Annotated in this window: 23 protein-coding genes and 1 pseudogene; 8 read left to right on the plus strand and 16 right to left on the minus strand. The window is 60.5% G+C overall.

The genetic code is table 11. From position 1 onward, the window contains the following. Nucleotides 1-18: 18 nt before the first annotated feature. Nucleotides 19-933, minus strand: a complete 915-nt coding sequence (locus ACYJRZ_RS10415; protein WP_459458607.1) for a DMT family transporter — start codon at nucleotides 931-933, stop codon at nucleotides 19-21. 144 nt (nucleotides 934-1,077) lie between these two features. Here ACYJRZ_RS10415 and ACYJRZ_RS10420 point away from each other — a divergent pair, with 144 nt between their 5' ends. After that, on the plus strand, nucleotides 1,078-1,551 hold the full coding sequence (locus ACYJRZ_RS10420) for an Lrp/AsnC family transcriptional regulator (RefSeq protein ID WP_459458609.1): 474 nt from the start codon (nucleotides 1,078-1,080) through the stop codon (nucleotides 1,549-1,551). Nucleotides 1,552-1,619: 68 nt separating this feature from the next. Here ACYJRZ_RS10420 and mgtE read toward each other — a convergent pair whose 3' ends face one another. Further along, entirely contained in the window at nucleotides 1,620-2,993 is a 1,374-nt protein-coding gene (gene mgtE, locus ACYJRZ_RS10425) for a magnesium transporter (RefSeq protein ID WP_459458611.1), read from the minus strand. A gap of 353 nt (nucleotides 2,994-3,346) precedes the next feature. Further along, complete coding sequence (locus ACYJRZ_RS10430; protein WP_459458613.1) at nucleotides 3,347-4,360, minus strand: zinc-binding alcohol dehydrogenase family protein; 1,014 nt, start codon at nucleotides 4,358-4,360, stop codon at nucleotides 3,347-3,349. Between the two features lie 105 nt (nucleotides 4,361-4,465). On the opposite strand from ACYJRZ_RS10430, the gene ACYJRZ_RS10435 reads away from it, so the two are divergent. After that, nucleotides 4,466-4,870 carry a winged helix-turn-helix transcriptional regulator gene (locus tag ACYJRZ_RS10435; protein WP_459458615.1) on the plus strand — a complete coding sequence of 135 codons (405 nt, stop codon included), beginning with the start codon at nucleotides 4,466-4,468 and terminating at the stop codon, nucleotides 4,868-4,870. Here ACYJRZ_RS10435 and ACYJRZ_RS10440 read toward each other — a convergent pair. Continuing rightward, nucleotides 4,835-6,043, minus strand: coding sequence for an MFS transporter (locus ACYJRZ_RS10440; RefSeq protein ID WP_459458750.1), 1,209 nt, complete (start codon nucleotides 6,041-6,043; stop codon nucleotides 4,835-4,837). The genes ACYJRZ_RS10435 and ACYJRZ_RS10440 overlap by 36 nt on opposite strands. A 325-nt stretch (nucleotides 6,044-6,368) precedes the next feature. Between ACYJRZ_RS10440 and ACYJRZ_RS10445 the strand changes: the two genes are divergently transcribed. After that, nucleotides 6,369-7,316, plus strand: a complete 948-nt coding sequence (locus ACYJRZ_RS10445; RefSeq protein WP_459458617.1) for a diacylglycerol/lipid kinase family protein — start codon at nucleotides 6,369-6,371, stop codon at nucleotides 7,314-7,316. A 5-nt stretch (nucleotides 7,317-7,321) separates the two neighbouring features. On the opposite strand, the gene ACYJRZ_RS10450 is transcribed toward ACYJRZ_RS10445, so the two are convergent. After that, a complete protein-coding gene (locus tag ACYJRZ_RS10450; protein ID WP_459458619.1) occupies nucleotides 7,322-8,662 on the minus strand; it encodes a glutamine synthetase family protein in 1,341 nt (446 codons plus the stop codon). 160 nt (nucleotides 8,663-8,822) lie between these two features. Here ACYJRZ_RS10450 and ACYJRZ_RS10455 point away from each other — a divergent pair, with 160 nt between their 5' ends. Next, nucleotides 8,823-10,190: an aspartate aminotransferase family protein gene (locus tag ACYJRZ_RS10455; RefSeq protein ID WP_459458621.1), complete on the plus strand. Its 1,368-nt coding sequence runs from the start codon at nucleotides 8,823-8,825 to the stop codon at nucleotides 10,188-10,190. Here the strand turns inward: ACYJRZ_RS10455 and ACYJRZ_RS10460 are convergent, their stop codons facing one another. Both ACYJRZ_RS10460 and ACYJRZ_RS10465 read right to left on the minus strand, forming a co-directional pair. Beyond that, nucleotides 10,191-10,811: an NUDIX hydrolase gene (locus ACYJRZ_RS10460; protein WP_459458623.1), complete on the minus strand. Its 621-nt coding sequence runs from the start codon at nucleotides 10,809-10,811 to the stop codon at nucleotides 10,191-10,193. A gap of 49 nt (nucleotides 10,812-10,860) precedes the next feature. After that, entirely contained in the window at nucleotides 10,861-11,880 is a 1,020-nt protein-coding gene (locus ACYJRZ_RS10465; RefSeq protein WP_459458752.1) for a glycosyltransferase family 2 protein, read from the minus strand. Between the two features lie 96 nt (nucleotides 11,881-11,976). Between ACYJRZ_RS10465 and ACYJRZ_RS10470 the strand changes: the two genes are divergently transcribed. Then, on the plus strand, nucleotides 11,977-12,945 hold the full coding sequence (locus ACYJRZ_RS10470; protein WP_459458625.1) for a lysylphosphatidylglycerol synthase domain-containing protein: 969 nt from the start codon (nucleotides 11,977-11,979) through the stop codon (nucleotides 12,943-12,945). Nucleotides 12,946-12,960: 15 nt separating this feature from the next. On the opposite strand, the gene ACYJRZ_RS10475 is transcribed toward ACYJRZ_RS10470, so the two are convergent. The 4 genes from ACYJRZ_RS10475 to ACYJRZ_RS10490 are packed head-to-tail and all read right to left on the minus strand — an operon-like array spanning nucleotide 12,961 to nucleotide 15,339. Beyond that, nucleotides 12,961-14,202, minus strand: coding sequence for an RNA polymerase sigma factor (locus tag ACYJRZ_RS10475; RefSeq protein ID WP_459458754.1), 1,242 nt, complete (start codon nucleotides 14,200-14,202; stop codon nucleotides 12,961-12,963). A gap of 10 nt (nucleotides 14,203-14,212) precedes the next feature. Continuing rightward, a complete protein-coding gene (locus ACYJRZ_RS10480; RefSeq protein WP_459458627.1) occupies nucleotides 14,213-14,590 on the minus strand; it encodes a YciI family protein in 378 nt (125 codons plus the stop codon). A 16-nt stretch (nucleotides 14,591-14,606) separates the two neighbouring features. Beyond that, on the minus strand, nucleotides 14,607-14,969 hold the full coding sequence (locus tag ACYJRZ_RS10485) for a YciI family protein (RefSeq protein WP_459458629.1): 363 nt from the start codon (nucleotides 14,967-14,969) through the stop codon (nucleotides 14,607-14,609). 10 nt (nucleotides 14,970-14,979) lie between these two features. Beyond that, nucleotides 14,980-15,339, minus strand: coding sequence for a YciI family protein (locus ACYJRZ_RS10490; protein WP_459458631.1), 360 nt, complete (start codon nucleotides 15,337-15,339; stop codon nucleotides 14,980-14,982). 153 nt (nucleotides 15,340-15,492) lie between these two features. On the opposite strand from ACYJRZ_RS10490, the gene ACYJRZ_RS10495 reads away from it, so the two are divergent. Beyond that, nucleotides 15,493-15,723 (plus strand): hypothetical protein, encoded by a 231-nt coding sequence (locus ACYJRZ_RS10495; protein ID WP_459458633.1) that lies wholly within the window; start codon nucleotides 15,493-15,495, stop codon nucleotides 15,721-15,723. 32 nt (nucleotides 15,724-15,755) lie between these two features. On the opposite strand, the gene ACYJRZ_RS10500 is transcribed toward ACYJRZ_RS10495, so the two are convergent. From ACYJRZ_RS10500 to ACYJRZ_RS10510, 3 genes are all read right to left on the minus strand, one after another. Then, complete coding sequence (locus ACYJRZ_RS10500) at nucleotides 15,756-17,258, minus strand: AMP nucleosidase (RefSeq protein WP_459458635.1); 1,503 nt, start codon at nucleotides 17,256-17,258, stop codon at nucleotides 15,756-15,758. A 135-nt stretch (nucleotides 17,259-17,393) separates the two neighbouring features. Further along, on the minus strand, nucleotides 17,394-17,570 hold the full coding sequence (locus ACYJRZ_RS10505; protein ID WP_459458637.1) for a hypothetical protein: 177 nt from the start codon (nucleotides 17,568-17,570) through the stop codon (nucleotides 17,394-17,396). Between the two features lie 205 nt (nucleotides 17,571-17,775). Next, the gene (locus ACYJRZ_RS10510; RefSeq protein WP_459458639.1) at nucleotides 17,776-18,114 is read right to left on the minus strand and encodes a DUF2147 domain-containing protein; all 339 of its coding nucleotides are present in this window, start codon (nucleotides 18,112-18,114) and stop codon (nucleotides 17,776-17,778) included. Nucleotides 18,115-18,576: 462 nt separating this feature from the next. On the opposite strand from ACYJRZ_RS10510, the gene ACYJRZ_RS10515 reads away from it, so the two are divergent. Beyond that, nucleotides 18,577-18,840, plus strand: a complete 264-nt coding sequence (locus ACYJRZ_RS10515) for a sel1 repeat family protein (RefSeq protein WP_047627276.1) — start codon at nucleotides 18,577-18,579, stop codon at nucleotides 18,838-18,840. Between the two features lie 131 nt (nucleotides 18,841-18,971). Here ACYJRZ_RS10515 and ACYJRZ_RS10520 read toward each other — a convergent pair whose 3' ends face one another. Continuing rightward, nucleotides 18,972-20,084: a pyridoxal phosphate-dependent aminotransferase gene (locus ACYJRZ_RS10520; RefSeq protein ID WP_459458641.1), complete on the minus strand. Its 1,113-nt coding sequence runs from the start codon at nucleotides 20,082-20,084 to the stop codon at nucleotides 18,972-18,974. A 178-nt stretch (nucleotides 20,085-20,262) separates the two neighbouring features. Between ACYJRZ_RS10520 and purN the strand changes: the two genes are divergently transcribed. Beyond that, nucleotides 20,263-20,862, plus strand: coding sequence for a phosphoribosylglycinamide formyltransferase (gene purN, locus ACYJRZ_RS10525; RefSeq protein ID WP_459458643.1), 600 nt, complete (start codon nucleotides 20,263-20,265; stop codon nucleotides 20,860-20,862). A 127-nt stretch (nucleotides 20,863-20,989) separates the two neighbouring features. Here the strand turns inward: purN and ACYJRZ_RS10530 are convergent. Further along, nucleotides 20,990-21,093, minus strand: a pseudogene (locus ACYJRZ_RS10530) (short-chain dehydrogenase/reductase); the annotation flags it as partial.

Below are 21,093 nucleotides of genomic sequence, written 5' to 3' on the forward strand. Positions count from 1 at the left end.
CTCTCTGTGAGAGAGGGATTAGTGCTGGGCAGGCTTGCGAGCAAGCAGGCCAGTGGAAAGGACAACGCCGGCTCCGGTCACGATTGCGGCTGCAATGCCGGCCAGTCCGATTTCCTCGCCCAGCAGAAAGCCGCCGCCGATCGTGGCAAGAACAGGGGTGATGGCGGTGAAAGCTGCGGCCTGAGTGCCGCCAAGAGCCTGGACGGCAAGACCATAGGCAAGTGTGGCGGCGAGGCCAGAGAGCAGCCCCTGGCTGACGATTTGCAGGCCGATTTCCGGCAGCGGCACGGAGGTAAGCGAGCTGCCGAAGATGGCGGCCAGGCCGACATGGATCAGGAACGACCAGACGGCGATGATGGCGCTCGACTGCACGGCACTCAGACCAGAGCGGCGGAAAGCGTGGGTATAGGTTGCCCAGAGCAGGGCGGCAAGCGGCAGCAGCGTAAAGCCCTCCCAGGAGATCTGCACACCATAGAGGCTGCATGCCAGGAGGATCACGACGCCGGCGACGATGCCGCCAAGGCCGAGCCAACGGGTGATATCAAGCCGCTCGCGAAACAACAGCACGCCGATCAGCGCGGTGGCTAGCGGCATGGAACCGCCGAGCAGGATGCCGGCCGATGATGCGGGCGTGAACTGGATGGCGAAGGTGGTGAGCTGGAAGAAGAGGGCGCCGGAGCCGCAGACCATCAGCGCCAGCAGCTTAAACGGAACGCCCTTTGGCAGCAGGCCGGTCTTCCACCAGACGGGAGCGAGCACTAGGGCCGGCACGCCGTAGCGGATCAGACCGAGATCGATCGTGCGCATCTGTGTTTCGGCAGTGTGGCGGGTTGCCAGAATCCAGTTTGCCCAGATCAAGACGGTAATAATAGCACCGGCATAGCCGACCATAGTTGGGGTTGCCTTGCGGGTGGAGAGAGACAAAGCGGTCATCGACATATCCTTTCCAACGATCCGGTTCTCTTTCGAATGAAGAAAAGATAGCGCCGAAGGCCGAGGCATGTCCTTGCTAGTTATGGCTCTAAAATCACGCTATAAGCAATTATCTGCCAATATGGATTTTTGAGTTTCCTAGATATGCCAAAACTGGATAAATTCGATATTGCGATCCTCAACTGCCTGCAGGAGGATGCGCGCGCCACCAATGTCGAGATTGCCGAGCGCGTAAATCTCTCGCCGTCTCCCTGCCTCAGGCGCATCCGAAATCTGGAAAAATCCGGGCTCTTGCGCGGCTACCGCGCCGATATCGACCGCAAGCAGGCCGGGTTGGGTCTGACTGTCTTTGTGGAACTTAAGGTCGGCCATCATTCAAAGGAGAATTCCGAGACGCAGCAGGCAGCGTTGCTCGCCATTCCGGAAGTCGTCGCCTGCCATCTGATTTCGGGGACGGCCGACTTCCTGGCTGAGGTCGTGGTGGAGGATTTGGCGGCCTATGAAAAGGTGATGTCGGAAAAGCTTCTGGTGCTTCCCGGCGTGGTCGATCTGCGCTCGAACTTCGCGATCCGCACGCTCAAGACCAACGGTGCTCTGAAACTGCCGCAGCCTGAATGAAACAGGCGAAGTGAAAATGAAAAAAGGGACCGTTGCCGGCCCCTTTTTTGAAGAGAACCTGATCGTCCTCAGAGCATCGTTCCGCTGAGGATCAGCAAGGCAACCGAGAAGTAGATCACCAGGCCGGTAACATCGACGAGCGTCGCGACGAAGGGTGCCGATGCGCTGGCTGGATCGAGGCGAAGCTTCTGCAGAACGAAGGGCAGCATCGAGCCGGCGAGCGAGCCGAAGGTGACGATGCCGATGAGGGCAGCGAAAACCGTAAGAGCGACCAGCTGCCAGTGCGGGCCGTAATCGAAGAGGCCGATGGTCTGCCAGAGAATGATGCGGGCAAAGCCGACGAGGCCGAGGATCGCGCCGAGCACGATGCCGGTCGGCAGTTCGCGGAACGCCACGCGCCACCAGTCCGAAAGCTTGAGCTCGCCAAGCGCCAGCGCCCGGATGATCAGCGAGGTCGCCTGCGAGCCGGAATTGCCGCCCGAGCTCATTATGAGCGGGATGAAGAGCGTCAGCACGACGGCTTTTTCCAGCTCGCCTTCGAAGTGCTGCATGGCGCTTGCGGTCAACATCTCGCCGAGGAAGAGGGCTGCAAGCCAGCCGGCGCGTTTGCGGATCATGCCCGCAAAGCTGATCTTCATATAGGGCTGACCGAGTGCCTCCATACCACCGAACTTCTGGGCATCTTCGGTCGTATCGGCGATCATCGTGTCGATGACGTCATCGACGGTGACGATGCCGAGCATGTGACCCTTGTCGTCGACGACAGGCAGTGCCAGCAGATCGTGTCGGCGGATCAGGCGCGCGACATCCTCCTGCTTCATCAGCGGCGGTGCGGTGACCGGCACGCCCTTCTGGGCCACGGTCAGAATGCAGGCATCGGGCTCGCCGGTGATGAGGCGGCGCAGCGTCACGACGTGCAGCAGCACATGCGTCTCGTCATCGAGCACATAGATGGCATAGACCGTTTCGCGGGAGCGCTCGACCTGGCGAACGTGATCGAGCGTCTGGGCGACGGTCCAGCTCGCGAAAACGCTGACGAATTCCGTCGTCATGATGCCGCCGGCCGTGCGCGGCGGATAGCCCATCAGGCCCTGGATCGCCTGCCTTGCATGCTCGTCAAAGGTCGCGAACAGCCGGGCGCGTGCGTCGACGTCCATTTCGAGCAGCACGTCGGCGACGCGGTCATTGGACATGCCGTGCAGCAGCCGCGAAGCGTCCGCATTGCCCATGACTTCGAGGATGGCAGGTGCGTTGCGCAGCTCCGGCCGGTCGAGAATGCGCACGGCGCGCTCTTCCGGCATTTTGGCGAGAATGCGGGCAGCCTCTGCCACATCCGTTGCGTTCAGAGCCTCGACGCGTTCCGCAATGGTGACGGCGCGATTATTATTGATGAATGCACGAGCGGCATTGCCGGCCCGCGCGGGAAAGCTGTTGATGTTCATTATAGCTCGCCTTTCCGGTCGATCCGCCGTCGTAGCGGATCGTGGCGAGCCGACAGGAGTCGGTTAGTGCACGAATGCTACTGACGGCAAAGGCAATCGACTACTACTGTCGCTAGGCATCGAAAGATGGCTCCGGTTAATCGGTATGGAAAACGCTGTTCCCCACGTGCGGAGAAGTCGCGCCGAAGGCATGAAAAGTCAAGAGGCGGACACGCCTAAATGCTCGATCCTGCGATAAAAATTTGTTTAGGCGGCTGCAAATTTTCGCGATGCAACAAAACCTGGTGCAAATGCGTTAAACAAAGCGGCCGGACGACATGCGCCCGGCCCGATCTGTTGCGAATATTGGCCGCTCAGAAGCCCGCCAGAACGACCTTGCCCTTCATCTTGCCGGTCTCGACGAGAGCATGCGCCTTCTTCAGATTGGCGGCGTTGATCGTGCCCGCGGTCTCCGTCAGGGTCGAGCGAATCTTGTCGGAATCGACGAGCTCGGCGATCTTCGTCAGCAACTTGTGCTGCTCGATCATGTCGGCGGTGTTGTAGAGGGGGCGGGTAAACATCATTTCCCAATGGATCGACACCGCCTTCCACTTGAAGGGCACGATGTCGAGCGTCTTTGGATCGTCGATCAGGGCGAAGCGACCTTGCGGCGCGATCGCTTCGACGATCGATCCGATATGATCAGACGTGTTCGTCGTCGAGAAGACGAAAGCCGGCGCGCCGGTGCCGAGCGCTTCGATCTGCGGCGCAAGCGGCTTCGAATGATCGATGACGTGATGGGCGCCCAATTCCTTCACCCAAGCCTGCGTTTCCGGCCGGGATGCCGTGGCGATAATGGTGAGACCCGTCAGCGCGCGTGCGATCTGGATTGCGATCGATCCAACCCCGCCGGCTCCGCCGATAACGAGAATGGCATTGGTTGCGCCGGGAACCGGATTCTGCACCTTCAGCCGGTCGAAGAGTGTCTCGTAGGCCGTAATCGAGGTCAGCGGCAGCGCGGCAGCAGCTGGAAAATCCAAGCTCTTCGGTTTCGCGCCGACGATGCGCTCGTCGACCAGATGGAATTCAGCATTGGAGCCGCCCCGATTGATGGCGCCTGCATAGAAGACTTCGTCTCCCGGCTTGAACATGGTGACGTCGCGGCCGACCGCCTTGACGATGCCCGCAGCATCCCAGCCGATGACCTTGTATTCACCTTCGGGCGGGGCGACGTTGGCGCGGACTTTGACATCGACCGGATTGACGGAAACGGCCTTCACTTCGACGAGGAGATCATGACCCTTTGCCTCGGGCGTCGGCAGCTCGATGTCGATCAGGGATGTTTCTGCCGAAATTGGTTGTGGGTGCTTATAGGCGACTGCGCGCATGGGAGAAGCTCCTGGGTTGGTTGCACAGAGGCTAGATGCGCATTATCCTCAAAAGGTGCAAGAATGCACATTTTCTGTACGTAGATACAAAAAGGATACTGTCAAATGTCGGTTCCCCGCTCCAAGCTCGTCGGCAATTTTCCCGGATGCCCGGTCGAGGCGACGCTGAGCGTGCTCGACGGCAAATGGAAGGGCGTGATCCTGTTTCACCTGATGGATGGAACGCTGCGCTTCAACGAAATCCGCCGCAAGCTGCCATCGGTAACGCAGCGCATGTTGACCAAGCAATTACGGGAATTGGAAGAATCCGGGCTACTATCACGCACCGTCTTTCCGGTCGTGCCGCCGCGCGTCGATTATGCGCTGACGCCACTTGGCGCCAGCCTGGGGCCGATCATCAAGGCGATGGCCGTCTGGGGCGAGGAGAATGTATTTTGCCGCGACGGGCGCCAGCAGCTAGGCGCCCCTGGCATGTCATGCGCGCCCGCTGCAGCGCTCCAGGCCAACTGAAACGGCGAAGACGGCAAGACCGGCAACGGAAAGAGCTGCGCCGACATAGCCGGTCGCAGCCGCCGTAAAGCCCCAGGAGATCACCAGCCCGCCAAGCCAGGCGCCGAGCGCATTGGCAATGTTGAAGGCGGAGTGATTGGAGGCGGCGGCCAGTGTTTGAGCGTCGGCAGCCACATCCATCAGGCGCGTCTGTACGGCCGGGCAGGCGGCAAAGCCGCAACCGATCAGGAAGACGCAGATGCAGAGCATGATCGGATTAGCCGCCGTCAGCGAAAAGAGCGTCATGATGACGATGTTGAAGATCATCATGCCGCCGATCGTTCCCTTGATGGAGATATCGCCAAGGCGCGAACCGACGATATTGCCGACATTCATGCCGATGCCGAAGAGAGCCAGCACGACCGGCACCATGGCGGAGCCGAGGCCGGCAACATCGGTCGTGGTCGTCGCGACGTAGCTGAAGATCGAAAACATGCCGCCGAAGCCGACGGCGGCGATGCCCAGCGTCAGCCAGACCTGAATGCGCTTCAGCGCGCCGAGCTCGCGCGTGATGCTGGCGCCTTCCTCAACCTTGTCCTTGGGGAGGAAGAGGGCGATCAGCAACATGGTGGCAAGGCCGATAGCGCCGACCATCATGAAGGCTGCGCGCCAATTCAGAAGTTGCCCGAGGAAAGTCGCGATCGGCGTGCCGATCAGGGTCGCGATCGTGAGGCCGAGCATGACCTGGCCGACGGCGCGCACGCGGCGGTGCACCGGCACCATCGAGGCGGCAACGAGCGCCGCAACGCCGAAATAGGCGCCATGCGGCAGGCCGGTGATGAAGCGCAGCGCCGTGAAGCTCTCGAAGGTCGGAGCAAAGGCGCTGGAAATATTGCCGGCGGCGAAGATTGCCATCATCAACAGGAGCAGCGTGCGGCGCGCCATCTTGGCGGCAAGCACGGCGATGATTGGTGCACCGACGACAACGCCAAGCGCATAGGCACTGATCACATGGCCCGCTTCCGGCGTGGTGACCCCGAAAGTGTTGGCGACTTCGGGCAGGAGTCCCATGATGACGAATTCGCCCGTGCCGATGCCGAAGCTGCCGACGGCCAGCGCCAAAGTCACCAGTGCGATCGCGGTGCGCGACGGCGCTTCGATGATGGTTTGGCTATTGAGGGCCTCGACGGAAATATCGCTCACGGAAACTCCTTGGGCGGCACACGAAGGTCAAACGCCGCGAATCAGGCGACAAATCCCGGCATTCGGCGCTCAGTGCATCAAAATGGAATAAGGGACAGGCGGGCATGGACACACCCCTCCTAAGAGTATCAATGAGAGCACTCTTCCTGTCGCGTGCATTTTATGCAGTGCAGCATGGTAGATCATGCATAAGTGTGCTGCGGCCGGTCTCGGCGAAACGGCCACAACGCTTGAAATCATTCCATCCAAAACCATCTGAGAAGAAGCGCACGGGGCCTCAGCCCCTGAGACAATTTGCTGAAAGACCGAGAGCCCAATGAAGTTGATCGGCTTTTTCAATCGCGATGGCGGAACGTTCCGCACGACCGACATGGCTGCCTATGAAAGGAAAGCGGAACAGGTCTTCCGCGACGCCGGTCATGATTTCGAAGCTTTTGTCGTGGAGGGGCGCAACGTCGTCTCGGCGATGGAGCGTGCTGCACGTCGTGATGATATTGACGGCATTGTCGCCGGCGGCGGGGATGGCACTATTTCGGCGGCCGCCGCCATTGCCTGGAAAAACGGCGTCGCCCTCGGTGTCATTCCGGCCGGCACCATGAACCTCTTTGCCCGTTCGTTGCGCCTGCCGCTCGACATCTGGCAGACGTTGAGCGTGCTCGCGGCGGGTGAGGTCGATAATGTCGATATCGGCAGCGCCAACGGTCGCGCTTTCATTCATCAGTTTTCGGCGGGCTTGCATGCGCGCATGGTCCGCTATCGCAATGGTTATACCTATCGTTCGCGCATCGGAAAAATGTCGGCCAGCACGCGCGCCGCCTTCGGCGTCATCGCCAATCCGCCGGAATTCGATGTAGACTTCGAGGCCGGCGGCATTCGCGAGCGGCGGCATGTCTCGGCGATCTCGGTTTCGAACAATCCCTTCGGTGCCAATGCGCTGCTCTACGCCGATAGCCTGCGCAGCGGCGAACTGGGATTCTACATGGCAAAGCCGCTGCGGCCGCTCGGTGTCGCACGACTTGCCATCGACATGCTGCGTGGCCGGGTTCGCGAGAATACCGATATCATGGTCATGCACGCGTCGGAGGTGCATCTGCATTTCCCGAAGCTGCGCCAGCTCGCCAACTGCGTCATGGATGGCGAGTTGCTACCGCTTGAGCGTGACGTGACGCTCAAGGTGCATCCGGGCGAGCTCAAGGTGATGGTCCGAGAGGGGACCGCCGCCAGCGTTGCGCGCGAGGGCGCCGCCGACAGCGTTGCTATCTGACGGGTTCAGAGGCGCGGCAGGTAGGTTCTATAATCAAAATCGGAAACTGAGCGCAGGTGGCTGAGCGCTTCCTTATGCTTCGTCTCGCCGTAGAGCTTCTGATACCGCGCACCGAAGATGTCCGCAATGAAGGCAGATGCTCGGAAGCGCTCGACGGCCGTCAGGAAATCATGCGTCAGCTTGGGGGCATCGGCCGGCACATAAGCCGGCGTCGTCTCCTCACCGGGATCGAGGTCGTTCTGCAGGCCGAGTAGTATGCCGCCGAGGATTGCAGCCAGTACCAGATAGGGATTGGCATCCGCACCGGCGACACGGTGCTCGATGCGTGCGCCCGGTCCGTCCTTTTCGGGAATGCGCACGGCCGTGCCGCGATGGCCGAAGCCCCAGGTCAGATCGGCAGGGGCAAAGGAGCCTGGCTGGAAACGGCGATAGGAATTGGCATAGGGCGCAAAGACCAGCTGCGCGTCCTGCAACGTCTGCAGCAGGCCCGCGCAGATCGACTTTAGCCTCTTCGGCTCGCCGCCGGCCGCATCGAGGACATTGCGGCCCTGAGCGTCGACGATGCTGGCATGCACGTGTAGTCCCGAGCCGGCATGATCGGTATAGGGCTTCGCCATGCAAGTGGATTTCAGGCCATGCTTGCGCGCCGCCTGTTCGGCCACGCGCTTCAGCATGATGCAGTCATCTGCGGCCGCCAGTGCATCCGGGCGATGCAGCAGATTGACCTCGAACTGGCCTGGGCCGAACTCCGCCGTCGTCGCATCCGCCGGTAGGCCTTGCGCCCGGGCGTAGGCGCGTAGCGTTTCGAGGTAGTCGTCAAGGAGATCGACGGCATCCATGTCGTAGAGCTGAAAGCCATTCGGCTCGCCCAGATAGGTCAGGGCCGGCGGCGGTGAGGGGATGCCTCTATCGCGCCAGTCTCCGGCCAAAAGATAGAACTCCAGCTCAGTCGCGATAACGGGCGTCAGGCCTAGCGCCTTGTAGCGATCAACGACGGAGGCAAGAATGGCACGCGGGTCCTGGAAGCTCGGGCGGCCATCGAGCTCATGCATGGTGGCGAGCACCTGCTTCGATCCCGTTGGTGCCCAAGGCATGTCGGCGAGGGTGCGCCGGTCGGCGACGCAAGTGCCGTCCGGATCGCCGATCGTCATCGACAGGCCGGTAATCTCGTCGTTGTCGCAACCCCAGATATCGAGCGATTGCGTCGAAGTCGGCAGGCGCACTGCGTCGGACCAAACCTTCTTTTCGGCAGCAATCGGGATCTGCTTGCCGCGCAGGCGACCGTTCATGTCCGAGATCAGCACTTCGATGCGCGCGTTACCTTCGGTTGCGTTGTCGGTCGCCATGCTCTTGTAAATCCCCCATGCTCACGGCATGGTCGTAAACCAAGATAGCTTTCAGTCAAGTGTGGCTGCGTAGCGGTTTCGTGCCTTGGGCCAGGCACATCGTCGCGGCGTTGGCCGACTTGCCTGGCCGGCGCCAATTCAAAGAGGGTTTGAATAAGCCATGTCCGATACATCCTCCCGCTCCAATCTCGCCGCCCTCGACGCCGCCCATCACCTCCATCCCTTCGCGGATATGCGCAAGCTCAATGCTGAAGGTGCGCGCGTCATCCAGCGCGGTGAGGGCGTCTATATTTTCGATGCGGAAGGGCGGAAGTATCTGGATGGCTTTGCCGGTCTCTGGTGCGTGAACATCGGCTACGGCCGCAGCGAAATTGCCGATGCCGTCGCCAGGCAGATGAACGAGCTGCCCTATTACAATACCTTCTTCGGCACCACCACGACACCCGCGACGCTGCTTGCCGAAAAGGTCTGCGCCCATGCCGGACCGCAGTTCAACCATGTCTTCTTCACCAATTCCGGCTCCGAGGCTAACGATACCTGGTTCCGCATGGCAAGGGTCTACTGGGCTGCCGTAGGCAAGCCGACGAAGAAGACAATCATTGCCCGTAAGAACGGCTACCACGGCTCCACGGTTGCCGGTGCCAGCATGGGCGGCATGAAATACATGCACGAGCAAGGCGATCTGCCGATATCAGGCGTCGTGCATATCGGTCAGCCCTATTGGTATGCCGAGGGCGGCGATCTCTCGCCGGAGGAATTCGGCCTGAAGATGGCTCGTGAACTTGAAGCCAAGATCGATGAATTGGGTGAGGATAGCGTCGCGGCCTTCATCGCTGAGCCTGTGCAAGGTGCCGGCGGCGTCATCATCCCGCCGTCCACTTATTGGCCGGAGATCGCACGCATCTGCAAGGCAAGGAACATCCTGCTTGTCTGCGATGAAGTCATCTGCGGCTTCGGCCGTCTCGGCGCATGGTTCGGCCATCAGCATTTCGGCGTCGAGCCGGATCTGGCCCCGATCGCCAAGGGATTGTCATCAGGCTACTTGCCGATCGGCGGCGTGCTCGTCAGCGATCGTATCGCCGATGTGCTCATAAATGAGGTCGGCGAATTCAACCACGGCTTCACCTATTCCGGCCACCCGGTTTGTGCGGCCGCCGCTCTCGAAAATCTGCGGATCATCGAAGAAGACGAGCTGATCGAGCGTGTGCGCGACGATATCGGCCCCTATTTCGCCAAGGCTTGGGGCAGTCTTGCCGATCACGACATGGTCGGCGAGGCCGTCAGCATCGGCCTCATGGGCGGCCTGCAGCTCGCCGCCGACAAATCGATACGTCGCCGCTTCGAAAAGCCGGATGCAATCGGCTCCGCCGTTCGCAACCATGCTTTGGCGAACGGCCTGGTGCTGCGCGCCACCGGCGACCGCATGCTAGCCTCGCCGCCGCTGGTCATCAGCCACGAGGAAGTTGATGCGATGGTACGCATCGCGCGCGCCGCTCTCGACGCCGTCTGGGCGGAAGTGAAATCGTAATCAGGGCCTGAACGCTGGTGCTGGCACTTCCCACTTGCCCGCCTTGTGAAGGGCAAGGGTCAGCGCCGCAACATGGATGACCTGGATCATCTTGCCTTCCAGCGCCAGCTCGATTGCTTGGCGGATCGGCATGCGGATCAGGCGGATGCGCTCGGTCGGGTCGCCCGTCGGCCTGCTTGCAAGCTCGACATTGCGGGCAATGACGATATGCGAGTGGTTCGTATGCGTGGCCGGATTGGGCGCGAGCTTGCCGACATACTCCCAATCGGTGGAGGCGAGGCCGGTTTCCTCGCGCAGCTCGCGCGCGGCCGCCTCGACCGGACCTTCATCGCTCGCATCCACGGCTCCCCCGGGGAGCTCGAGCGCCACGACGCCGAGGCCGTGACGATACTGCTGAACGAGATAGATATGATCCTCGGCATCGAGCGCAATGATCTCGACCCAATCGGGATATTCCAGCACGTAATAGGGCGCGATCTCCACGCCCTCCGCCGTCACGCAGTTATCCGCACGAACCTTCAGCCAGCGATCATGAACAAGGTGCGTTGAGCTTGTTGTCCGCCATGGGGGCAGGTCCACCGTGTCAGACAGCAAGCGCCTGATGTCGTCTTTCGAGTTCATGCGCGGTTCAGCTCCTGTTGCGGGTAGGCCCGTGCCCAGCGCAATATGCCTAAGCGTCCTGATGATCTCGATCGAAGATCTTGCGCACGATATAGTTCGGCGAGAGATCGTCGCGATAATAGATGCGGGCGATCATTTCGGCGAGGATGCCTGTCGTGATCATCTGCACCGAGGACAGCAGCAGCACGACCCCGACCATCAGCAGCGGGCGGCTGCCGATATCGTCGCCGAAGATGAACTTGTCGATGAAGAGCCAGAGCAGGATGATGCCGGCAAGCGCACCGAGGCCGAGGCCGAGCGAGCCGAAGAAGTGTCCCGGCCGCGCCTTGTAACGCATGAAAAACATCACGGACAGCAGATCGAGGATGACGCGGAAGGTGCGCGAGATCCCGTATTTCGACGTGCCGTGCTGGCGGGCATGGTGAGTGACCGGAACTTCGCCGATGCGCGAACTCGGCACGACGCCGGCGACCCAGGCTGGAATGAAGCGATGCATCTCGCCCATCAGCTTGACCTGCTTGATGATGGACGAGCGATAGATCTTCAGGCTGCAGCCATAATCGTGCAGTTTGACGCCGGTGATGCGGCCGATCAGGTAGTTGGCGCACCAGGAGGGAATCTTGCGCAGGAGAAGGCCGTCCTGGCGGTTCTTGCGCCAGCCGACGAGCAGATCGAGCTGCCGCCGTTCCAGTTCCTCTACCATGGAAGGAATATCCTTCGGGTCGTTCTGCAGGTCCCCATCCATGGTGGCGATCAGGCGGCCGTTCGCCGCGTCGATGCCGGCCTGCATGGCGGCCGTCTGGCCGAAATTGCGCTGAAGCTCGACGATGCGCAACGTCAGCCCTTCCCGCGAAAGCGACCGGCGGGCATTGACGAGCGTCGCGTCCGTGCTGCCGTCATCGACCAGGATCAGCTCCCAGGACTTATCAAATCCACGCATGGCGGCACAGATGCGCTCGATGAGCGGTCCGACGCTTTCTTCCTCGTTGAAGACAGGCACGACCAGCGAAAGCTCGAGAGGGCTTGCCGGATCGGCCTGGGGGAGGGTCGACTCTGCCGTTGTCTGCAACACTTCTTTCTCCTAAAAGACCGGCAGTACCTGCCGGACGAAACGAGCGAAAAGTCCGGTTTCAGCCTTCCGCTCGCATTTGGGTGCCCTAACTACATGAAGACTCCGACGGTTGCCAGCCGACAGAATTGGTTTATTCGCAACCGAATGACGCTGCTGACGCTTGCGGTCGTCCTTGCCTATGCTGCCTTCATCGAATGGTTCTGGGGCTGGACCTCGATCCTGGCACAATGGGGCAAGGTCGGCGCCTTGCCGATCCTTCTGGCGCTGGCGCTCCTGACGAGCACCTATTTCCTGCGCACCTGGCGCATCTATGATTATTTCCCGAAGGAAACCTCGGGCCATTTTGCGGCGCTGTTTCGTGTGACGCAGGTCCATAATCTGCTGAATATCATGATGCCCTTCCGCACCGGAGAGACCAGCTTCCCGGTACTGATGCGCTCCGAATTCGGCATTCCGCTGGCCCGCGGCACCTCCGCGCTGTTCGTCATGCGGTTGCTCGATCTGCATGCGCTGCTGGCCGCGGCCGGTGTCGGCCTTGCGCTTACTTCGCTCTACCATGTCCTAGCCTGGATCGTGTGGGCAGTCTTCTTGCTGCTGCCGGTCGCGGGTTTTGCTTCCCGTCGGCCGCTGATCCGCCTTGCGGCGCGCATCCTGCCGAAAAAGGCGCAGGGGCTAGTGCATGAGCTGGAGCGCGGTCTGCCGGTTGATGCCAGTGCCTTTGCGCGCGCCTGGCTGACGACCATCGTCAACTGGCTCGTCAAGGTCGTGGTGCTTGCCTGGGCGCTCGGCCTTATGAATGTCAGGCCGCTTTCGGCAAGCTTCGGCGGCGCGCTCGGCGGCGAGTTGTCATCGGTCCTTCCGGTCCATGCGCCCGGAGGCGTCGGCACTTATCCGGCCGGCATTACCGCCGGTGCCATGGCCTTTGGTGCTTCGAGCGCGAAAGAGGCAATCGAAAATCTCGCGCAGGCCAGCATCAATGCCCATCTGCTGATCGTGGTCTCGGCGCTAACAGGGACGGCGATCGGATTGCTGATCTCGCGCAGACGCGTGCTCATACCCTGAAAGATTGCAGCATCTTCAGTGGTGGGTCTGGTCGCCGAGTTCGGCCAATCGCTTGCGCAGGAACGCTTGCTCAGGCGCCTGCTGACACAGCGAAAGCGCTGTTTGGTAGGATTGGTGGGCCTCGTCCACCCGACCAAGCTGGCGAAGAAAGTCGGCTTTTGCCGCGTGAGTGAGGTGATACCGCGCCATCCGTTCCTCCTGCAGCAGCCCGTCGACGATGGAGAGTGCCGCCGCCGGACCATCACAGATGGAGACTGCCACCGCCCGATTGAGTTCGATCACCGGGGAGGGGCTCGCCGTCAGCAGCAGGTCATAGAGCATCACCAGCTTTCGCCAGTCGGTATCTTCTGCGGTCGCGGCGCGGGCATGTTCCGCGGCAATCGCCGCCTGCAGGGCATAGCTGCCGACGCTCTCCGCGGACATAGCCCGCGACGACAGCGCTAAACCTTCGCGAATCTGCGCGCGATCCCAAAGGGCGCGGTCCTGGTCGACGAGCAGAACGAGATCGCCAGAGGTATCGGCACGCGCATGCCGCCGCGAATCCTGCAACAGCATGATTGCCAGCAGTCCCTCGACTTCCGAATCCGGCAATAGCTGCAGCAAAAGCCTGCCGAGCCGTATGGCTTCCGCGGCCAGATCGGCGCGCACGATCGCAGCACCCGATGATGCCGAATAGCCTTCGTTGAAGACGAGGTAGATGACGTGCAGCACCTGCGCCAGCCGCTCCGGTAGATGCGCCTTATCGGGTACTTCATAAGGTATGTGGGCGGTGCGGATGCGGTTTTTGGCGCGGACGATGCGCTGGGCGACGGTCGGCGGCGGAATCAGAAAGGCGTGAGCGATCTCTTCCGTCGTCAGGCCGCAGACCTCCCGCAAGGCCATGGCCATCCGCGCCTCGGCGGGAATAAGCGGGTGGCAGCAGGTGAAGATCAGCCGCAACATGTCGTCCTCGATCTCCTCGCTTTGCGATGTTTCCATTATCTCGCCCTCGGGATATAGGCTGTCGGCAATATCGGCCTGGGCAGAGTCGAAACGTGTGCGCCGCCTTATATTGTCGATGGCGCGAAATCGTCCGGCAGAAACAAGCCAGGCATAGGGATTGGCCGGGATCGTCTCCTCAGTCCATTGCTGCGCCGCCGCCGCGAAGGCATCGTGGAGCGCTTCCTCGGCCCGGTCGAAATCGCCAAGCAGGCGGATCAACGTTGCCAGCACGCGGCGCGAGTGGCTGCGATAGATGCCGTCGATGGTTTGGTTCAGTGACACGACGTCAGCCTTCCTCCGCCAGGTCTCCCCGCAGGGTCAGGATACGAACCGGACGGATTTCGACGGCGCCGTAACGCGCCGAGGGAATGCGTTTGGCGATCTCAGTTGCTTCCCTAAGATCGGCAGCTTCTATGAGATAGAAGCCGGCCAGGTGTTCCTTGGTCTCCGCAAAGGGACCGTCCGTGACCGAAAATGTGTCGCCGTCCGGCCGGACAACGACCGACTTGTCCCGGAGCGCCAGCGCATCGGAAACGATCATGGTGCCGTCCTGCCGCAAGCCCTCGTCGAAGACGAAGTGTTCGGCGATCAGATGGTTCATCTCGTTCGGCGTCAATCGTCCGTCGACATCGACTGTTGTGTAGATCAGGCATAGAAACCGCATATATTTTCCCCCGCTACTATTCGTTCGGAAAGCGGATATCGTAAGCGGCGCGGACCTCGATCATGCCGTAGCGGGCGACAGGGAAGGTGGCGGCGATTTCAATCGCTTCTTCCATGTCCCGGGCCTCGATCAGCACGAAGCCGCCGAGATGTTCCTTGATCTCCGCGAATGGGCCGTCGGTAACGGCGGTTTCGCCCCTGCGCACGCGAACTGTTTTCGCACTCTCCGGTTCACGCAGAGCATTGGCGACGATGAGATGGCCACTCTCGCGCAGCCGGTTGTCGTTATCGACCGAATCCTGGGTCAGTTTTCGCCCTTCCTCTTCGGAAATCTTGGCGATTTCCGCGCTCTCGAACCATACCTGGCAAAGGAATTTCATGGTCGCCTCCTCAAACGTCCGGGCCGAAATTATGGATCGGCCGCACTTCGATCGCACCGAGCTTGGCGAGCGGGATGCCGGCTGCGATCCGGATCGCATCGTTCAGGTCCTTCGCCTCGATCAGGATGAAGCCGCCAAGATACTCCTTGGTTTCGATGAAAGGTCCATCCGTCACCGCCGTCTCGCCGTTGCGGACGCGTACCGTCACCGCAGATCTTGGCGATTGCAGCGCTTCGGCGTGGATCATATTGCCGCTCGCCATCAGGTCTCGGTCATAGCCGAGCGAATCCGAATCGAGCTTGTGCTTTTCATCCTTGGTCATGACGTCGAGCATCGTGCCATCGAACCAGACCTGGCAAAGATATTTCATCGCAGCGTCTCCTCTTCAATTTGCTGACAGCCATAGACGAGCGGCTGCCAAGCAAATCGACATCCCGATCCACAGCATGACAAAAATTTTCGATGCTGTCGAAAAAGCCCGAACCCGGTCGACCAGTTCCGTCATCTCAAAAGGAGAACGGACATGTACAATCTGGAAGCAGCGCTCATCTATCACTGGCACAAGAAGACCATGTCGGACGAGGAGTTATTGGAAATGTCAAATCCCGGCGAAGTGATTGCTCGCACGATGATCGGATTTGCCATTTTTGCCGTGATGATCCTTGGTCTGAATTTGTGGGCGACGCCCAACGGCCAACGGCCGCAGGTCGCGGCCGCTTCTCAGATGCAATCGGTGTCAGCAGAAAAGCAATAGGGTGATGCCCCATTGCTTTGCTGGCTCGTGGCTTACTGAAATGCAGTTTCGAAGAAGCTGCGCAGCTTGCGCGAATGCAGCGCTTCCGGCGGCATGGCGGCCAGTTTCTGGATGGCGCGAATACCGATCTGCAGATGCTGGTTGACCTGCGTGCGATAGAAGGCCGTCGCCATTCCCGGCAGCTTCAACTCGCCATGCAAAGGCTTGTCCGAAACGCAGAGCAGCGTGCCGTAGGGAACGCGGAAGCGGAAGCCGTTGGCGGCGATGGTCGCCGACTCCATATCGAGCGCAACCGCGCGGGCTTGCGACAGCCGCTTCACCGGGCCCGCCTGATCGCGCAGTTCCCAGTTGCGGTTGTCGATGGTGCCGACCGTGCCCGTGCGCATGATGCGCTTCAGCTCGAAGCCTTCGTAGCCGGTGATTTCAGCAACGGCCGCTTCAAGCGCCACCTGCACTTCGGCGAGCGCCGGGATCGGCACCCAGACCGGAAGGTCGTCGTCGAGAACGTGGTCCTCGCGCATATAGGCATGGGCGAGCACATAATCGCCGAGCCGCTGGCTGTTGCGCAGGCCCGCGCAATGGCCGAGCATCAGCCAGGCATGCGGGCGCAGGACGGCGACGTGGTCGGTGATCGTCTTGGCGTTGGAGGGACCGACGCCGATATTGATCATGGTGATGCCGGCGTGCCCCTTCTTCTTCAGATGGTAGGCCGGCATCTGCGGCAGCCGCGGCGCGGCCACATCGCCTTCCGGCTGGCTGGAGCCAGCCTTGGTGATGATGTTGCCCGGTTCCACGAATTCGGTATAGCCATCGCCGCCGCTCGCCATCAGGTCGCGCGCCCATTTGCAGAACTCGTCGATATAGAACTGGTAGTTCGTGAACAGCACGAAATTCTGGAAATGCGCGGCACTGGTCGCTGTGTAGTGGACGAGGCGGGCCAGCGAATAGTCGATGCGCTGCGCGGTAAATGGCGCAAGCGGCGAGGGCTCGCCCGGCGGCGGGATATATTCGCCGTTGGCGATTTCGTCGTCCGTGGTGTTCAAGTCCGGTGTGTCGAAGAGGTCGCGCAGCGGAATGTCTTCGAAAATACTCGCGGTTGCTTCCACATGAGCGCCTTCGCCGAAAGCGAAATGGATCGGAATGGGCGTCGTCGATTCCGACACGACCACCGGAACATTATGGCTGCGCATCAGCAGCGTCAGCTGTTCCTTGAGGTAGTGCTTGAAGAGTTGCGGGCGGGTGATCGTCGTCGTGTAGACGCCGGGCGCGGTGACATGGCCGTAGGAAAGGCGCGAGTCGACATGGCCGAAGCTCGTCGTCTCGATGCTGACCTGCGGATAGAAGGCCCGGTAGCGCGCGGTGATCGGCGCGCCCTTGGCAAGCTTGGTGAAATTGTCGATCAGGAACGCGGTGTTGCGATCGTATAGCTCCGTCAGCGCTTCTACGGCCTTGCCCGGATCATCGAAGGTCCGCGGCTGGAACGGGCTGGGAGAGGAGATGTCGAGGGGTGAAAAGGGAGAGATTCTGTTGCTCATGAGCCATTATAGAGTGTCGTTGGTTACAAGCAAACGACGTTGCAACAGGCGGCCCGGATTCTCGCAGCTATTTTTGGCCGCATCGAGGGTTCTGCCGCCTCAGGGCTCCGACGCGTCACGCGCGGAGACATCCACTTACTGCACGGTCGTGCAGTAAGGGGTGCCGGTTTGCAGGCAAGTGAAGCTTGCCCCAAAATGCGACTGCGCACCGCTGCGGCCGCCATGCTCTACCGCAACCGAGAAGCTGAATGCGAAGACGGCAGCAAACAGCATGATGACAATGAAGCGCCGTGCGATGATGATCGAGTCCATGTCCTTGGCCTACCCGTGCCCTATACTGGACACTGTTTTGCCATGGTCAGGCTGAACAGGTGCTGAGATACCGGTTCATCCGGCGTTCAGAAATATTACCGGTTTCGAATGGTCGCCGGCCTCTCCTCGCAGGTAAATAACAAGACGCCTGCCGGCAGTTGGCGGGCAGGCTTCACGACGTTTATCGACAAGGGTGAGAGGTTTTTCAGAGCTTTGTCCAGGTCTGCGACTTGCAGAATACCTTCAGCACGCAGCCCTGCATCTTGATCTTGTTGCCGCTGACCGTGCCGGAGCCGCTATAGGTCTTGTCTTCGGATGGGTCGGTCAATTCGCCCGTGTAACTGTTGCCCTTGCCCTGCATCTTGCCGATCTGCTTGCCAGCATATTTGCCCGTCTTCAGCGTCACGCAATAGCTGTCGCCGCAGGAAGCTATGGCGGCGGTATCGCCCTCAACTGTTTTCCAGTTGCCGACGATCGGCTCTTCCGCAAAGGCCGCATTCGCACCCAATAGCATTGCACCAGCAAGAATGGTCGCACGGATCATGTTCTTATTCCTCCCCGAGGCGCCTCCGGCTCCACTGCCGGGAATGTGGCGAGATTATCTAACGCGAACGTAAAGGTAAATACGGTTTTCGGAGCTCAAATCCCGTTTCCGTGGGTATCCGCACATCCTCGAAACACGACATCGAATTCAACTGCGCTCTTTTTGTGGTGAACGAAGGGTTTAAATCAAAATCCTAATGGAAGGTTAAACTCACGCGAAAATCCTTAATTTGCAAGGGAAGCGATGTTTAACAAAATCCCAAGTTTACCAAGCATTTGCACTTTGTTTGCATCGAATTAATCATGCATTTTAGGCGTTTTTTGAAAGCCGTCTGCGATAGTGAAGCCATCAGACGAGCGGGGCAAACCCGCCGGCCGGAAGAACCGGAAAGCCGCGAACGACGGCAAGGTTCGAACGGAAAACAGGGCAGATACGAACAGAAGTAAAACAGGGATAAAACCGATGGCACGCTTCGAAACGACCATGTCTGGAAATGCCATGATGGGTGGTAACAGCGCCGATGCCCTTTGCGAACTGGGCGTAAACTACGCGACCGGCAGGGGCTGCAATGCAGACCTCGTTGCCGCCCACAAATGGTTGAATATCGCCGCCATTCGTGGCAGCGAGCGCGCCGCCGAGCTTCGCGCCGACGTTGCCGCGACCTTGACCAAGATGCAGCTCGCAGCAGCGCTGCGCGCCGCCCGCGAGTGGATGACTACGCACTGAAGCGGGCCAAACCGAATACGACGCACTGACCTCAAAGGAGGGGATGTCGGCGGACGGGGAGAGGCGAGCCGCCGAACGATGAAAACCGCGACCGGCCGGGACAAGGCAGGCGCGGTTTCGTCGTTTTGAGCTTAACCGATCGCCTTCAGGACCTTCGGCAACGCCTCGGCCAAGAGAGCGAGATCTTGCTTTGGCCCGACGCTCACGCGGACGCAGCGATTGAGCGGCGCTACGCCCGGCATACGGATGAAGACGCCGTGCTGGATCAGCCCGTCGACGATCGCGCGGGCATAGGTGCCGTCGCGGCCGCAATCGATGGCGACGAAGTTGGTGGCGGAGGCAAGGGGTACTAGACCATTGTCGCGGGCGATCGCGCCGATCTCTTCACGCGCAGCTTGGATCTTGCCGATCACCTCGGCGAGATAGGCCTGATCCTTCAACGCGGCGAGCGCCGCCACGGTCGCGAGCCTGTTCATACCGAAATGATTACGGATCTTGTCGAAGGTCAGCACGGTCTCCGGCGCGCCGATGGCATAGCCGACACGGGCGCCGGCCAGCCCATAGGCCTTGGAGAATGTTCGGGTGCGCAAGACATTCGGCAAGTCGATTAGGGCGGAGATATCCGCCAGAGAGCTGGCAGGCCCGGTTTCGCTATAGGCTTCGTCGAGGATCAGCAGGCAATTGTCAGGCAATTCACGGGCAAAGGCGACGATCTTGTCGGCATCCCACCAGCTGCCCATCGGATTGTCGGGATTGGCGAAATAGACGAGCGGCGCATTCTCTCGCTTCACCGCTTCGAGCAAACCATCGAGATCCTCGCGATCGTCGACATAGGGCACGGTGACGAGGCGGCCGCCAAACCCGGCGACATGGAAATTGAAGGTGGGATAGCCGCCGAGCGAGGTAACGACAGGTGTACCTGGCTCGATGACCATGCGCGCGATCAGGCCGAGCAGGCTGTCGATGCCCTCGCCGACAGCGATATTGGCGGGCTGGACGCCGAGATGCGCCGCAAGCGCCTGCTTCAGCTCGTAATTCTCCGGATCATTATACATCCAGATATCGCCGGCCCGCTCGCGCATGGCCGCGATGACGGAGGGCGCCGGCCCGAAGCCGTTCTCATTGGCACCGATACGGGCCTTGACCGTCAGCCCGCGCTGACGCTCCAACGCTTCTGGGCCGACGAAAGGAACGGTGGAGGGAAGGGCGCTGATCAGCGGCGTGAAGCGCGAGAAGGCGGACATGCTGGCTTTTTTCCCGAATTCGGTTGCTGGGTGCGGCAGAATAGGCGCTTGGCAGGTGGTTGCAAGAGCGGAAAGACGCGGCCTTCGGATTGCGTCGTCGCACTCATTGAAAATCCGTGCCAGTTGCCCTTAAAGGGAGTCTCGGTCATCGCGATAGCATCGATCAACGAGGCCCCTGATGGGTAAGCTCGCAATAGCGTTCCTTGCATCAAACAATGGAACCTCATTTCGAACGATCAACGAGGCCATTCGAGCAAACACAGTGAACGCTGCGGCTGTCGTGCTGATCAGCAATAGGGCTTCGTCCGCAGCCTTAGCCTATGCTGAGGCCAACGGTATTCCCTCGTTTCACATTGCGACGAAGGGCAGGGAAGCTGATGCGGACAAACAGCTTTGCGACACGCTTGTCGCCTATGGCACCGAACTCGTTGTCTTGTCTGGCTACCTCAAGAAACTTGGCCCACTTACGCTGGCCGCGTTTGATGGGCGAATATTGAATGTTCATCCAGGGCTGCTACCCAAATACGGCGGATCGGGAATGTACGAGCGAAGAGTTCACCAAGCCGTGCTCGACAATCGGGAGACCGAAACAGGCGCAACGATCCACCTCGTAGATGGAGAGTATGACCACGTAAGAACCGTGGCCACAACGACCGTTCAAATCCATCCCGACGATAGCGTAGTTTCTCTGGAACAACGGGTCATGGCTGCGGAATGCGACCTTTTCACCGATCTCATACGCCGCATGTCAATAGGCGGGCTGCGCCTGCCGCTATAGAACCACACGTCCGAAATGGGTTAAATGCAGCCGCTGGCCGGGCTCCCGGGGCCGACGGCTGCGTGTTCCCTCTAATGCATGATCGAAGTCGGAATGGCGGCAGCCTTTTGGCTGCTACCGGTTCCGATTACAAACCTGCCTCAGCCATCCAGAGTTCAGCATCTGCGCCGCCCGGAATTCGCAGCGGGGCGGATGGATCGGTGGCTGCCCGCCACACTGCCTTCGCTACGT

The organism is Rhizobium sp. No.120 (genome assembly GCF_054558365.1).